The sequence below is a fragment of the Trichococcus sp. genome, from assembly GCF_049684335.1.
Lineage (GTDB): Bacteria > Bacillota > Bacilli > Lactobacillales > Aerococcaceae > Trichococcus.
In genome coordinates this window covers 1-15,126 of record NZ_JBAVFV010000012.1, presented here as the reverse complement: position 1 = coordinate 15,126, position 15,126 = coordinate 1, and the positions used below count along the sequence as shown (strand labels likewise).

The following is a 15,126-nucleotide window of genomic DNA, read 5'->3' as shown; positions in this document are numbered from 1 at the left end:
GATGGCCTCTGTTTTTTTGTTAGCTGCCAGCAATATGCTGTGGAGAGCTGTCGCTGACCAGAGGAGAGCAGTTGGAGCGATTGCCAGCTCCTGCGAGGATCCGCACACCGGAGTACGCCTGTAACTTTCGCACTTACCTCCGGCCAAACTGCCCTCATCGGAGGAAACAACTCAGAATGTTGGCTGAAATCCGACGAAGCCTCCGCTCGCCGGAGCACACATGAAAAAAATGAATACCGTACTCCGGCCCATAATTATTTTGTCTTCAATCCCCATTCTGATACACTGAACATGAAGAAGTTTTATATATTCTGGAATAGCAGTACTGCGCTATCAGAGAGGGTGTTTTCAGTTGGAAAAAATCATAGAAGTCAAAGGCTTAGCAAAGCGTTTCGGAGATGTGCAGGCGGTCAAGAACATCGATTTCCATGTGAATGCCGGTCAGCTTTTTGCATTTTTGGGGCCTAACGGAGCAGGCAAGTCGACGACGATCGATATCATCTGCACGCTGCTGCAGGCGGACAGTGGGGAAGTCAGGATCAACGGTTATACTCTAGGAAAGGATGACTTTGCGATCCGTTCCAATATAGGCGTCGTCTTCCAAACAAACTTGTTGGACAAATTGTTGACCGTCAAGGAAAATCTTGAGGTGAGAGGGAGTTTTTACGGATTGCCCAAAGCTGATTGGGAACCGGCATTCCTCAGAGCGACCGAGGCTGCCGGAGTAACGGATTTTTTGGACAGGCCGTACGGAAAGTTGTCCGGGGGGCAGAAGCGGCGAGCCGATATCGCGCGGGCCTTGATCAACACACCAAAGATCCTCTTTTTGGATGAACCAACAACCGGATTGGATCCCCAAACCCGTAAGAATGTTTGGGATACAATCCGGCAACTTCAAGCTGAACATGGGATGACGATTTTTCTGACGACGCATTACATGGAGGAGGCAGCCAGCGCTGATTATGTCGTCATCATCGACGAAGGGGAAATCATCGCAGAAGGGACCCCTGATGCACTAAGGGAAAAGTACAGCTCTGACGTATTGAAGATGCGTACCGAAACAGTTTCCGAAGTGAGCCGTATTTTGGATGCTCATCAGGCGCAGTATGAGCTGCAGCAAGATCTCTTCCGTGTGAAATTAGGCAAAACAATGGATGCACTGCCCATTCTGGAGCAATGCAAACCTTACCTGACTTATTTTGAGGTGGTGGCAGGTTCCATGGATGATGCCTTTATTGCGATTACAGGAAAGCAGGTGCAGGAATGATACCGATCGTTGGCCGCAACATCAAAATATTTTTCAGGGACAAGGCGAATGTCTTCTTCTCCCTGTTGGCAGTGCTGATCATCATCGGACTCTACGTCTTTTTCTTGGGAAAAAATTTGACCAACGCTCTGGGGGATTCGGTTGGTGCGCAGTACGTCATGGACAGCTGGATCATGTCCGGTGTCATCTCGGTCTCCGGGGTCACGACAACGATGGGTGCATTCGCTGTCATGATCGATGACCGGGCCAATAAAATATTGAAGGACTTCACGGTCTCGCCGATCCGTTCGAGCAGATTGGCGGCAGGCTACATCCTGAGTTCGGTGGTTGTGGGTTTCATCATGAGCATCGTAACGTTTGTGTTGGCCGAAGCGTACATCTTCCTGAACGGAGGAGAACTGTTGGCTCCGCTTGCCATGCTGAAGATGATCGGACTGATCCTGCTCACCGTATTGACGAGCAGTGCGATGGTCTATTTCCTGACTTCCTTCTTCCAAAGCCAGAACGCTTTCGCAACAGCCAGCACGATCCTCGGCACCATCATCGGCTTCCTTGCCGGTGTGTATGTGCCGATCGGACAGTTCTCGGATAATGTGCAGACGATCATCAAACTTTTTCCGATGACCTATTCGGCTTCCTTGATGAGGCAAGTGATGATGGAGGAACCTTTGAAAATCTCGTTCGAAGGGGTTCCGGTTGAAGGGTTGGATGCCTTTAAACTGATGATGGGCCATACCATCCGCTTCGGGGAAATCGCAGTTACTCCCTTCACCAGCATCCTTATCCTGATTGGAACAGCGTTGTTGCTTTACGGCTTGTCCATCCTGAACATCTCCAGAAAAGCGAAATAAACAAAGAACCGATGGCACTCAATGTGAGGTCATCGGTTCTTTGCTGATCAGAATAAGTTTTTGATTTTCTCAATATTTTTGATGATGACGGATGTTGTGCCGTCAGGATTGTTGATGAATTCCACAACGTCCGGGTCTTTGTAAAGCTCCAGCGGAATGCTGATTTCGATGCCGTTATCGAGTCGGAATTTTTGTTTGGAATATTTCGGTCCGGCGATTGCCGCTTCCGCAGGGGCGCGATCGACATAGCCCAATTCCTCGACCTGTTCGAAATATTTCTGCTTTTTGGCGAAGTTATCGCCGAACAAGGCTTCAGCGATTTTTTCGTTATCGATGAGATTGTCTTCCTGCATGCTGGTGACGATGGCTTCCTTCGTTTCGGCCAATACCTGGAATTCTTCATCGTTGAAGGCTTTGCTTGTCTTTTGGACAGCCTTTTTGATGATTGAGATATTCTCCTTCAGGCTCGGTTTCGGCGTGTCTTCAAGGAACATTTCCGTGAAGTAGTTAACCTTTTCACCTAGCTCAGCGATCATGTGTTTTTTTTCGATGACGTGGTATACCATCTGATCCAGATTCACAACAAGGCCTTCCTGGATTGCTTGTCTTTGCGAAGGCAGAATGGCGCGGTTCAGGATGATCTGATTGGTCAGGACATCCCCTTCGTAGGAGACAAAGTGCGTATAGCTGTCTGAGTAATTCAGCTTGAACACCCCAAGGCACGGCACTTCATCCAATTCAAAATGCGCAATCAGCAGATCCGCAGGCGGGATTTCGGGATTCAATTTGGTTACATTGAAGAATTTTTCCGACAAGGCTTTCGTGCCTTCAACAAAATCGCTTTGGCAATTTTTAAACAGGGAAGTCATCGGATTGTCCTCTTCCAAGATCCCATCCTTCATGCTGTCGGAATCTTCGACCTTTGCGACCATCGCTTCGATATATTCGATCATCATGCGTTCTGACGTATCCAGTCCAGCGTAGGAAAAAATCGGTTCATTCGTGTTGATGTCCAAAATGTGTAAAATGGCTTCTTTAATGCGTATCAATTTTTTCGACCTCCGTTTTCGTTCACGCTTATCAGTATCCCACAAAATCGCCTTTCGGACAAAACAAAAAATATCAGCTTTCTATTTATCTAGCCATCACATATAATGATGTTATTTGAAAAAAGTAAAGGATTGGAGGAATGAAATGTCTCAATATAAATCCGGCGTGCTGTTCACCGTTGTAGGGGCTCTGCTGTGGGGGCTTTCGGGAACCAGCGGGCAGTTTCTGCTGCAGCAGCGTGGGTTGACATCCGGCTGGCTGGTTGCCGTCAGGATGCTGATGGCTGGCCTGATTTTGTTGGTGCTATGCTACAAAAAAGAAAAGGATGCCATCTTTCGGGTCTGGAAAGATAAGCGGGACCGCAAGGATTTGTTCCTGTTTGCGGCTTTGGGACTGTCCTTTTGCCAATATACGTATTTTGCGACGATCAGCCATTCAAATGCTGGAACGGCCACAGTTCTGCAATTTTTGGCCCCGGTCCTGATCATGGTTTACCTTTCCGTCAAGAACAGAAAATTACCGCGGCCAGCTGAAATGGCAGCCATTGTCTTTGCGGTTGCCGGCATTTTCCTTTTGGCCACACATGGCCGCTTTGACAGTCTGGCCATTTCGCAGGAAGCATTGATGTACGGTTTATTGTCGGCGGTTTCTGTCGTCATCTACAATCTGCAGCCTGCCCGTCTCATCAAAATTTATGGAACGCTGCTCTCATTGGGTTGGGGGATGCTGATAGGTGGCGTTCTGCTTTCAATCGTGTATCAGCCTTGGCGGATCATCGGTACTTGGGACCTCTCTGCGTTTGCTTCATTGCTGGTTATCATCCTGTTGGGTACGGTCATTTCCTTCAGTCTCTATTTGGAAGGGGTGCACCGCATCGGCGCAACTGTCGGAAGCCTGCTTTCATCGGCCGAACCGCTTTCTGCAACGTTCCTTTCCGTTTTTTGGTTAGGGACCAGTCTCCACTGGACGGATCTGGTCGGTATCTCCTTGATCCTGTCCACCGTGTTCCTGTTGACGCTGAAATCAAAGCCAGTGAAGTCGAACGAAGCTATCCAAACCGAATCGAATATCTGAATTCCGCAAAGACGTGATGACGAAAAGTATCACGTTTTTTGCTTTCCATAGCGTCATAATTTCTAAATAGGGACATTTGTTCTATAATGAAGATAGGTAAATGTCAGGGTATGAGGATGGTCAATTCAGAAATGAGGGGCTAACATGGTGAAAAAGACGAAGATAGTCTGCACGATTGGACCAGCCAGCGATTCCGTCGATGTGCTGGTAAGGATGATGAACAGCGGCATGAATGTGGCGCGGTTGAATTTTTCGCACGGCGAACATGAAACGCATATGGTCAGTCTGAATAATGTCAGGGAAGCTGCACGGTTGGCGAATAAAAATATAGGGATCATGATGGATATCCAAGGACAGAAAATCCGGACAAATAAAATGACGAATGACGCCGTTACCTTGGTCTCCGGGGAGTCGGTAATCATCAGCATGGAACCCGTGCTGGGAACAAAAGAAAAATTCTCTGTCACTTATCCTGAGCTGATCAATGATGTGACGATCGGCATGCATATTTTGATCGATGACGGACTGTTGGTTTTGGAGGTTACGGACATCAATTATGAATCCAAAGAAATCATAGCGATTGTCCAAGTGGATGGCATCCTGAAGAATTCAAAAGGCATCAATGTGCCGGAAGCTAAATTCAGTATGCCTGGGCTGACGGAAAAGGATGCTTCGGATATCCGCTTCGGTGTCAAGCAGGGAGTGGACTTCATCGCTGCCAGCTTTGTCCGCAGGGCCAGTGATATTCTGGAAATTATCGAGATCCTTGAAGAGATGGATGCGACGCACACGCAGATCATCGCCAAAATCGAAAACCAGGAAGGCGTCCAGAATGCCGAAGAGATACTCAAGGTGTGCAGCGGCTTGATGGTTGCGCGCGGCGATTTGGGTGTGGAAATCAATGGGGGTGACGTGCCGATCGTCCAGAAAGACCTGATCCGGAAATGCAATCTGGTCGGAAAACAAGTCATCACCGCCACTCAGATGTTGGACTCCATGCAATGGAATCCGAGGCCGACAAGGGCAGAAGCGAGCGACGTCGCGAATGCGATATTTGACGGAACAGACGCAGTCATGCTTTCCGGAGAGTCGGCTGTCGGCCAGTACCCCGTCGAAACTGTCGCGATGATGGCGCGGATCGCGGAACGGACGGAAGAAGCTTTAGAGGCAAATGGCGGCAACCTGTCTACCATGTCTTTGTTCGATAAGGCATCCGTTACCGAAGCTATCAGCCAAGCTGCAGCGCGCACAGTCATGAATTTGGGCATCAAGACCATCGTAGCGGCAACAAGCTCCGGGCATACGGCCCGCATGATTTCCAAATACCGGCCGAAAGCGAATATTTTGGCGGCAACCTACAGCGAAAGGGTCCAAAGAGGGTTGACGCTTGTCTGGGGTGTTCAGGCTTTCGTCATCGAAGAACCGGAAACTGTGGATGATATGCTGAACAAGGTAACCGCATTGGCGAAAGAAAAGGGCTTTGCGCAACCTGGAGACGCCATCGTCATCACTGCTGGGACGCCGATAAAAGAAAGCGGCACAACCAATCTGATGAAGATCGAACGGATACCTGAGTGAATACACTGAATTGATCAGAAATTTTTTTAAGGGACACAAAAAATGCGGGGCCACCAAAAACTGGTGGTCCCGCATTTTTATGTTAATTTTTGGTGATTAGGAAATGATTTGGTAGTCTTCTAATTTTGTTTTGACTGACTCGATGTGCTCTTTCACGCGTTCCGGTGCCGGTCCGCCGGCTACATTTCTGCGGATGACGCATTCCTTCAGGTCAACCTTTTTGTAGATGGTTTCATCAAAAGCGTCCGAGTGTTTCTTATACATCTCCAACGGGAAGTTTTCCAGCGTCAGGTTCTGTTCCTCGCACTCCTTCAGGATATTTCCGGTGATCTGGTAAGCGTCACGGAAAGGGATGCCTTTTTCAACCAGGAAGTCTGCACAGTCAGTGGCGTTCAGATAGCCTTTTTGCGAAGCCTTCAGCATGGCTGCTTCCATCACGTCCATATCGTTCAGCATTGCAGGCAGAATCTCCAGACAGAATGTGACCGTGTCGATCGCTTCGAACAGCAATTCCTTCTCTTCCTGCATATCTTTGTTGTACGCGAGCGGCAAGCCTTTCATCAAAGTCAATACGCCAATCAAATCGCCGAAGACACGGCCGGATTTACCGCGCAGCAATTCCGCGATGTCCGGATTTTTCTTCTGCGGCATGATGCTGGATCCGGAAGAGAATGTATCCCGGATTTTCACAAAGCCGAATTCCTGCGATGACCAGAGGATGACTTCTTCAGCCAGACGGGAAATGTGGACCATGATGATCGACATATCCGCCAACATTTCCATGGAGTGGTCGCGATCGGATACGCCATCCAGACTGTTCCGAGAAAAATCCTTGAAGCCGAGTGCTTCAGCAGTGAAGGCGCGGTCCAAAGGAAGAGTGGTAGTCGCAAGTGCGGCGCTGCCCAACGGCAAGTAATGCAGCACCCGTTCTTGGGCATCATCCAGACGGGATTTGTCCCTCAAGAACATCTCCGTGTAAGCCATCAGATGATGGGCAAAAGTGATGGGTTGTGCACGTTGCAGATGGGTGTAACCAGGCATGATCGTTTCCAGATGCTGTTCGGCTTTCTCGCTCAATGCGAGGGCAACATTAGCGGTAAGGCTGGACAAATGCTCCAATGCAGAAACAGAATACAACTTCAAAGCAGTCGCTACTTGATCATTGCGGCTTCTACCGGTGTGGACTTTCTTGCCGATAGCGCCAAGACGACGCGTTAATTCCGCTTCCAAGAAGCTGTGGATATCTTCTTCCGAGAAATCGATGGTCAGATCGCCATCCTGCAGTTCATCATTCATTTTGCCCAGCTCATTGACGAGTGCATCCGCTTCTTCGCGGGGAATAATTTCGGTTTTGCCCAACATTTTTGCGTGAGCGATACTTCCGGCGATATCCGCATAAACCAGACGGGCATCCGCATCGATGGATGAATTGAATTCAAATGCCTTTTCATTCATGGAACCGTGATAATTATTTGACCAAATTGCCATAATTTCCTCCTCGGCAGGGCGTTTGTCTGGATGTGGATTCCCACTCTAGACTCCCTGGCTCTTTACTGTAGTAGTTTAATACGCTTCATTATTGATTGCTGCTTTTTTCTTTTGCTTCTGTCAATTGTACAATTGTTTCGAAGGCGAGTTCAATCCCTTTTTGCAAATGCGCATAATCTGTCTATTTTTAATGCTACCCAGTTCAATAAAAACATTCCCCGCACATAATTTCTCATTTTTTTTTAATTTTATTTTCTATCTTGAATCCTAGAGCAAAAGCGTCCAAAAAGCAAGAGAAATCAAGGGTATTCATGAAAAATTGAGAATAAAAATGAGATGCTGCAATGGAAAACACCAGAACTCGTCATTGACAGAGGCATGGCAGCACGTTACAATAGCATTAATTTATTTTTAAATGTGAATTTGGTGAAAAAATTTATCGAATAGCAATAATAGAGGCGGCGGAATGAGAATGATGGACAGCTGCATGGACATGTATATGTGTTGCGGTAAAGTTAAGCTTGTACGTCGTACGCTCATTTGAACAGCCTTTTTGGGAAGTGTCTGCAGATCATGACCGCACTTCATTAGAAAAAAATGTGACGGGAGGAATAAGGGATGAAACCGATTATAGGAATTGGAGGCAACCATTTGAGCGCTGAACTCGGCAATCAGATGGAAAAAACCTACACACCGCAAGGCTTTATCGATGGTGTACAAGTAGCAGGAGGGATTCCGCTCGTGATTCCCATCAGCGATCCCATGGATGCAGAGCATTACATCAATGCTGTGGACGGATTGATTTTGGCAGGCGGGCAGGACGTGTCCCCGATCCTCTATGATGAGGAGCCTACGCATCGCTTGGGTGTCACACATCCGGCGAGGGACGCTTTCGAGATTGCTTTGGCTAGAGAGGCGTACAATCAATGCAAACCGATTTTTGCGGTATGCCGTGGGATGCAGCTGATCAATGTCGCTTTTGGCGGAAGTCTGCATCAGGATATCAGCCAGCTGGAAGAGTATGATGTCCAACATGACCAAAAAACGAACATCCAGTATGCTTCCCATTCGATTGCGATTGCGCCGAATAATTTCTTGCGTTCCTTTTTAGGGGAGAAACATCTTGTCAATTCTTTCCATCACCAAGGCGTCAAGGAATTGGCGGAGCCATTTGAGGCAATCGCGTGGAGCTCCGACGGGTTGATTGAAGCCTTCCAAGCAAAAGAAAGAAGCCAAAACATCTTCGCAGTGCAGTGGCATCCGGAATTTATGCTGGCATCTTCCCAGAAAATGCAATATTTCTTCGATGAGATCGTCTTCCTGGCGGGGACAGGCATCCATTATCAAGACAACGTGATGCATTATTGAGAATCGTTCAGAAATCTGCTGCCATCCGGTTGCTTGGTTTCTGAATTTTTTTTGTTCGACTCTGTTAAAAATAGCTAAAGAACGCACTATAGATTAAAATATGTATAAGAAGAACGCCAATGGTAGCTGGGAGGCCAAATTTATGAAACGTGTACCGAACATCCTGACGCTGATACGCCTGTTTTTGATCCCTTTTTATTTGATGGTCTTCTATTCCGATGTGGCGCATCCGGTCCGTTGGGCGATGATCATTTTTCTGATTGCCAGCCTTACCGACATCATCGATGGCTACATCGCCAGGAAATATGATGCCATCACCAAATTCGGGCAGGTGGCTGACCCGTTTGCGGATAAAGTGATGCAGATTTCTGTTCTGTACACCTTGATGGACATCGGGTATATCGCAAGCTGGTTTTTCCTGATCGTATTGATAAAAGACGGCCTGCAGATACTGCTGGGTGTGGCTTTGCTGAATGTCGAGCCGAAGATCATTGTGCCGGCGAATGTATTCGGAAAAGCCACAACTGTCCTGCTTTTTGCCACGATCCTGCTTTCCCTGTTCCGTCTGCCTGGACTGGTTTATCTGCAGCTGTTCGTCGGGGGGTTGGCTGTCATCACCTTCTCGCAGTATGCCTACCATGTCTGGCAAGCATGGAAAAAAAACAAGTCAGCCAAAATCGATATTTAGCAATCAAAAAAAACGACGAGGAGACTCGTCGTTTTTTTTATCTATAAATTCGGATAAGCCTTTATGGTATAGGCTTTGATGCGGTCAACGGCTTCCTGCAGGACCTCTTCCGATTCGGCGAACGGAATCCTCAAGTAGCCTTCGCCCATTTTCCCGAAAGCGGAGCCCGGCGTGAGCGCTACGTGGGTTTCGGTCAAGATTTCCATCGCAAAATCATAGGAAGTCTTGCCGAATGCCTTGATGTTCGGGAAGGCATAGAAGGCGCCTTCCGTATTCAGACAATGGAAGCCCGGGATCTGGTTCAAGCCATCGACGATGATGTGGCGGCGACGGTCATATTGTTCCAGGAAATAACGGACATCATCCTGCGGTCCGGTGATTGCAGCGATTGCGGCTTCCTGGATGAAGGGGGGAACGCAGAATCCGATGCCTTCCCGGAACTCGGCCATGCGATCGATGGCTTCCTTATTGCCGACGACATAGCCGATCCGCCAACCCGTCATCGCATAGGTTTTGGATAAGCTGTTCACCACGAAATGATTTTCTTTTGCTCCTGGTATCTGGAACAGGCTGAAATGTTTCTTTCCATCATAAATGAGGCTTTCATAGACTTCATCCGACAGAATCGCGATCTGATGGCGATCGGCCAATGCCACGATGGCTTCCATATCGCTTTGATCAAGGATCGACCCCATCGGATTATTCGGCGTATTCAGAATGATTAAACGCGTTTTGTCGGTCAGTACTTGCTCAATGTCGGATGCCTGCATCTTGAATGAATTTGCTTCGTAGACGGGTACCGGCACGACTGTGGCTCCCAACAGCATGATCTGGCCGAGGTAATTCGGATAGCTCGGGTCGGCGATGATCACCTCATCGCCGGGATTCAGGATCGCCATCATAACGTGCAGAATGGCTTCCGTTCCGCCGAAAGTCGCCATGACTTCACTCGGATCGAAGGGGATACCGGTCTGGTCCGTATATTTTTTCGCAACGGCTTGCTGAAAAGCGAGCTCGCCGACATTGGGGCCGTAGTGCGTATGATTGGCGGCGATGGCATCCTGCCCGGATTTTTTGATGTATTCGGCCGTCTCGAAATTCGGTTCGCCCATCGTCAGCATCAGCGTGTCATCAAATTGGGCGGCCAGCTTCGCCATCTTTCGGATGCTGGATGCCGGATAGTTTTTGGATAATTCAGACCAATGGTACATGTATGTTTGCTCCTTATAATCAACTTTTCTTCTATTTTATCAGATATTCTTCGACTATCCTAGTGTCGGGAGCGGAGGAGACGAATGGAATCAAAAGGAAGATAAAGATAATTTTCTGAAAAGTTGCATTCAGCCGGACTGTTTTTGGTATAATGAAAGGATGGATACAAAAACAGAACGACTTTTCCTTTTCTGCAACGGGATGGCCTATCTTATCGTTAATTTTATTTAAATGGGTGGAAGTCAGGTTTTGTAATAACAATTTAGGAGCACAAGGATGTCAGACCAGAAGATTTATTTATTATTGACGGATACAGGGTCTATGTTGACTCGGACCATCAAACTGTTTACGAGAAAAAAATACAACCATGTATCCTTGGCGTTTGATGCAGAACTGGCGGATACCTTCAGTTTCGGCCGAAAGAAAGCCAATAACCCTTTTATAGGAGGGTTCATACACGAAGATGTTACATCTGCTTTCTACAGCCAGGCAAAATGCGCGGTGTATTCGTTGACTGTGTCAGAGGAACAGGCAGCAGTGATGAGAGGCTATGTATCGTCATTCGAAAAGGACAAAGAAAAGTACCATTACAATCTGCTGGGGCTATTTCCCGCCCTATTTAATAAGGTATGGGATAGGGAAAATTATTTTTTTTGTTCACATTTTGTTTCGACTGTATTAGTGGAGGGGGACGTGCTGCAAGCCAATAAGCCAGTGGCCCTGATGAGGCCGGCAGACGTTTTGGAAGCACTGCCGTTTGTACCTTTGTATGAAGGGGTTCTTTGTCATTTCAATGAGCTGTCGATGAGTGCGGTCGGGCAAGGTTTGGCATATGAAGCTGAAATGATGATCGAATCCATTGATTCGGATGGTGCTGATCTCCGCTTTCCGGACAACTTCTCGCCTGTCCCTGTCCTTTAGGAGACACGATGGATTGAGTCAGTTGAACGGATTATGAAAGAAAAATAAAAGCATTGACTTATTTCTAATTTAGATTTAATATTTAAAGAAAGATAATGAAAGGAGTTGCAGTATGATGAGAAGAATGAACGCACACAGTACGAGAGCTTACCATGCTGTAAACACTTTATTAGTCATTATTATGCCCTAGGATTCAAACTATTCAATTAGTTGAGTCCTATTCTTAGTGAATCAGGGCTCGACGCAAGCTGGAGCCCTACATCACATGAGGGCTTCTTTTTTATAAATATACGGAAAAAAGGGGAGACAGCAATGCGTAGTGATAAAATCAAAAAGGGAATAGATAAAGCGCCACATCGTTCCTTATTGCGAGCGACCGGACAAATCAGGGAAGAAGGAGATATGGACAAACCGTTCATAGCTGTCTGCAATTCCTATACAGATATCGTACCTGGTCACGTGCATTTGAGAGAATTAGGCGATATCGCCAAAGAAGCGATCCGTGAAGCCGGCGGGATTCCTTTTGAGTTCAACACTATCGGTGTCGATGACGGGATCGCGATGGGGCACATCGGGATGCGTTACTCATTGCCATCACGCGAAATCATTGCCGATGCCGCTGAAACAGTCATCAACGCACACTGGTTCGACGGTGTTTTCTACATCCCGAACTGCGATAAGATTACCCCGGGTATGCTGTTGGCTGCTGTCCGCACCAACGTTCCGGCGATTTTCTGCTCGGGCGGCCCGATGAAGGCTGGGCTTTCCGCTACTGGACAGGCTCTGACATTGTCATCCATGTTTGAAGCGGTCGGCACTTTCAAAGAAGGCAACATGACCGAGGAAGAATTCTTCGATATGGAAGCCAACGCTTGCCCAACATGCGGTTCTTGTGCGGGGATGTTCACCGCCAACTCGATGAACTGTTTGATGGAAGTATTGGGATTGGCATTGCCATACAACGGTACTGCTTTGGCAGTCAGCGACGAGAGAAAAGAACTGATCCGCGAAGCGGCTTTCAAATTGATGGACTTAGTCAAAAAAGACATCAAACCGCTTGACATCATCACTGCTGATGCAATCGATGATGCCTTCGCCTTGGATATGGCGATGGGCGGCTCAACGAATACGGTGCTGCATACATTGGCTTTGGCGAAAGAAGCCGGAATCGACTATGACATGAACCGTATCAACGAGATTGCGGAAACAACTCCGTATCTATCAAAAATAGCACCATCATCTGTTTACTCCATGCATGATGTGCATGAGGCGGGCGGTGTGCCGGCAATCATGAACGAATTGATCAAACACGGTAATCTGCACCCGGACCGCATCACAGTCACCAGCAAGACGATCCGTGAAAATGTCGCGGGCCACGAAATCAAAAATGAAGCAGTCATCCACAAATACGAAGATGCCTATTCTCCGGTCGGTGGCTTGTCCATCCTGAACGGGAATATCGCTCCTTTCGGCGGCGTCATCAAAGTAGGCGGCGTGGATGCCGACATCAAAAAGTTCGTTGGAAAAGCGATCTGTTTCAGCAGCCATGATGAGGCAGTGGAAGCCATCGATAACCGTACTGTCAAAAAAGGTCATGTTGTCGTCATCCGTTATGAGGGCCCTAAAGGTGGACCCGGGATGCCGGAAATGCTGGCTCCAACGTCTTCCATCGTGGGACGCGGATTAGGCCGCGAGGTTGCACTGATCACGGATGGCCGCTTCTCAGGTGCCACACGCGGTATCGCGATCGGACACATCTCTCCTGAAGCAGCTTCAGGTGGTCCTATCGCATTGATTGAAGATGGCGATGAAATCGTCATCGATCTGGAGCACCGTACGATCAACGTAAGCGTCCCTGATGAAGTGCTGGAAGAAAGAAAGAAAAAACAGACGCGCTTTGTGCCTAAAGTGAAGACAGGTTGGTTGGGACGTTACGCAGCTTTGGTTACATCAGCCAATACCGGCGGCGTTCTGAAGACACCAGAAGAGTTCTTTGCCGAACACGAATAATACAAAAAATCCCAACCGGAAGTAATGATCCGGTTGGGATTTTTTTGTTGTGGACGGGTTATTCTTCGTCACGGCCTAAAGCGACTTGCATCTCTGCAACTGTTTTTCTGTCCAAGTTGAAGATGAACTTTAAGCATATGAAGATCAGGATATAGCCAATCAGTGGGAACAGGGTAGCCATATTCCGGATGGCCAGTGAGTTTTCGGCGGTCCAAGTCACAGGATTTTTGACATCCAATGTTGGAATCAGGATAGCGATGGCTGCAGGGATGAAGGATTGTCCGAAGCCTTGTGCGACTTTACGTAGCATAGAGTAAGTAGCGTAGACCGAACCTTCGTTTCGGATGCCGGTCTTCCACTCTTGAAAATCGATCGCGTCAGCAACCATACCCCACGTGTAGATTGTCAAACCGAAGGCGAAACTGTTTGCGATGATCTGCATCGCAATCCAAAGAATCGGGTTTGTGATTTCGACCAAGTAAAGGAAAGCATAGACTGCGATGGAGCCGATCAATGGCCAAGTGGATAATTCCTTTTTGCCCAGATTTCCGACCAAGGCACCCCCGATAGCAGTACCCACGAACAATGGGATAACTTGCGTCAGGATGGAGTAAGAACTCAAAGTTCCGTCCCCAAAGTACATCTGGTAAGTCAATTGGTGCAACTGGTTCCCGCCCATGATGAACAGTATCTGCGCGATGGAAGCAAGAGCGATACCCAGAATTGCGCGGTTGCGGAAGAAGTCTTTTAATGTATTGAAATAGTTGAATTTCACTTCTTCGCCTTCAATCCCTACGTGTTGGATGCGTTCTTCAGTGTTCAGATACAGAAGGGCAAAGGCGACGATGGAAACGACACCCAAAATGACAGCAATCGGGAACATTCTTTCGCCGCGGAAAATACTGGCTGTTTGGCCATTTTTTGTGACCTGTTCGTAAGCGAACATCGGAATCAGGATGCCTAGAGGAACACCGGCGATGATGTATCCCCAAGAACGTGCATTGGATAGAGCAGCGCGTTGTGAAGGTTTGGAAGTCATAACAGAGCTTAAGGCTCCGTAAGGTACGTTAACGACTGTATAGGTGACATCCCATAAGATGTAGCCGCCGATACACAAGCCAAGTTTAGCAGGATAGCTCCAGTCGGCTGCGTCGATGAACATAACGGTTGCTGCCAATGCCAAGAAAGGAGCCCCGCGGATAATCCATTGTTTGAATTTTTCGCCTTTTTTGTTTGCACCCATGCGGTCGACGATTGCGCCGATGATCGGATCGTTGATGCCATCAAAGATCTTTGTGATCAGAATGATGATGGAATAGTGGGCCAATGAAATCCCGATGTACTGTGTGTAGAAGATGAACATGTAGCTGGAAATTAGCGTGAAACTCATATTGCAGCCGAAGTCACCCATGAAATATCCGAGTAAGTCACGGAATCCGAACGGACGTTTTGTAGCCCCTGTTATTTGATTTTGAGCCATTTTTAAAACTTCCTCCCATAAAAGATTATTTTTGATAAGAAGGGTGAAAATAATGATAGCGGAAATTTTGTATCACAATATGAAATTGTTTTTCTTAATCTGATATTAGTATAGTGAGAAAACGTATTCAAGTCAAAGG

The 15,126-nt window shown here is 47.6% G+C and carries 11 protein-coding genes and 1 pseudogene; 8 read left to right on the top strand and 4 right to left on the bottom strand.

Annotation, left to right across the window (positions count from 1 at the left end; genetic code table 11):
* Positions 1 to 352 precede the first annotated feature (352 nt).
* Complete coding sequence (locus WBM30_RS02160) at positions 353 to 1,267, top strand: ATP-binding cassette domain-containing protein (RefSeq protein WP_424899155.1); 915 nt, start codon at positions 353 to 355, stop codon at positions 1,265 to 1,267.
* Positions 1,264 to 2,118 carry an ABC transporter permease gene (locus WBM30_RS02155; RefSeq protein WP_424899154.1) on the top strand — a complete coding sequence of 285 codons (855 nt, stop codon included), beginning with the start codon at positions 1,264 to 1,266 and terminating at the stop codon, positions 2,116 to 2,118. The genes WBM30_RS02160 and WBM30_RS02155 overlap by 4 nt, the downstream gene beginning before the upstream one ends.
* A 47-nt stretch (positions 2,119 to 2,165) precedes the next feature.
* Here the strand turns inward: WBM30_RS02155 and WBM30_RS02150 are convergent, their stop codons facing one another.
* Complete coding sequence (locus WBM30_RS02150; RefSeq protein WP_424899153.1) at positions 2,166 to 3,167, bottom strand: nucleoid-associated protein; 1,002 nt, start codon at positions 3,165 to 3,167, stop codon at positions 2,166 to 2,168.
* Between the two features lie 145 nt (positions 3,168 to 3,312).
* On the opposite strand from WBM30_RS02150, the gene WBM30_RS02145 reads away from it, so the two are divergent.
* Positions 3,313 to 4,242, top strand: a complete 930-nt coding sequence (locus tag WBM30_RS02145; RefSeq protein ID WP_424899152.1) for an EamA family transporter — start codon at positions 3,313 to 3,315, stop codon at positions 4,240 to 4,242.
* A 147-nt stretch (positions 4,243 to 4,389) separates the two neighbouring features.
* A pseudogene (gene pyk / locus WBM30_RS02140) lies at positions 4,390 to 5,811 on the top strand (pyruvate kinase); the annotation flags it as partial.
* 105 nt (positions 5,812 to 5,916) lie between these two features.
* Here pyk and argH read toward each other — a convergent pair.
* Positions 5,917 to 7,308: an argininosuccinate lyase gene (argH, locus tag WBM30_RS02135; protein ID WP_424899151.1), complete on the bottom strand. Its 1,392-nt coding sequence runs from the start codon at positions 7,306 to 7,308 to the stop codon at positions 5,917 to 5,919.
* A 618-nt stretch (positions 7,309 to 7,926) separates the two neighbouring features.
* On the opposite strand from argH, the gene WBM30_RS02130 reads away from it, so the two are divergent.
* Positions 7,927 to 8,676 (top strand): gamma-glutamyl-gamma-aminobutyrate hydrolase family protein, encoded by a 750-nt coding sequence (locus WBM30_RS02130; protein WP_086987268.1) that lies wholly within the window; start codon positions 7,927 to 7,929, stop codon positions 8,674 to 8,676.
* 142 nt (positions 8,677 to 8,818) lie between these two features.
* Complete coding sequence (locus WBM30_RS02125; RefSeq protein WP_424899150.1) at positions 8,819 to 9,364, top strand: CDP-alcohol phosphatidyltransferase family protein; 546 nt, start codon at positions 8,819 to 8,821, stop codon at positions 9,362 to 9,364.
* A gap of 41 nt (positions 9,365 to 9,405) precedes the next feature.
* Here WBM30_RS02125 and WBM30_RS02120 read toward each other — a convergent pair whose 3' ends face one another.
* Positions 9,406 to 10,575, bottom strand: coding sequence for a pyridoxal phosphate-dependent aminotransferase (locus tag WBM30_RS02120; RefSeq protein ID WP_424899149.1), 1,170 nt, complete (start codon positions 10,573 to 10,575; stop codon positions 9,406 to 9,408).
* Positions 10,576 to 10,852: 277 nt separating this feature from the next.
* On the opposite strand from WBM30_RS02120, the gene WBM30_RS02115 reads away from it, so the two are divergent.
* Together WBM30_RS02115 and ilvD are read left to right on the top strand one after the other, a co-directional pair.
* Complete coding sequence (locus WBM30_RS02115; protein WP_424899148.1) at positions 10,853 to 11,497, top strand: hypothetical protein; 645 nt, start codon at positions 10,853 to 10,855, stop codon at positions 11,495 to 11,497.
* A gap of 312 nt (positions 11,498 to 11,809) precedes the next feature.
* Positions 11,810 to 13,507, top strand: a complete 1,698-nt coding sequence (ilvD, locus tag WBM30_RS02110) for a dihydroxy-acid dehydratase (protein WP_424899147.1) — start codon at positions 11,810 to 11,812, stop codon at positions 13,505 to 13,507.
* Between the two features lie 58 nt (positions 13,508 to 13,565).
* On the opposite strand, the gene WBM30_RS02105 is transcribed toward ilvD, so the two are convergent.
* Complete coding sequence (locus WBM30_RS02105; protein ID WP_424899146.1) at positions 13,566 to 14,987, bottom strand: MFS transporter; 1,422 nt, start codon at positions 14,985 to 14,987, stop codon at positions 13,566 to 13,568.
* Between the last annotated feature and the right edge of the window lie 139 nt (positions 14,988 to 15,126).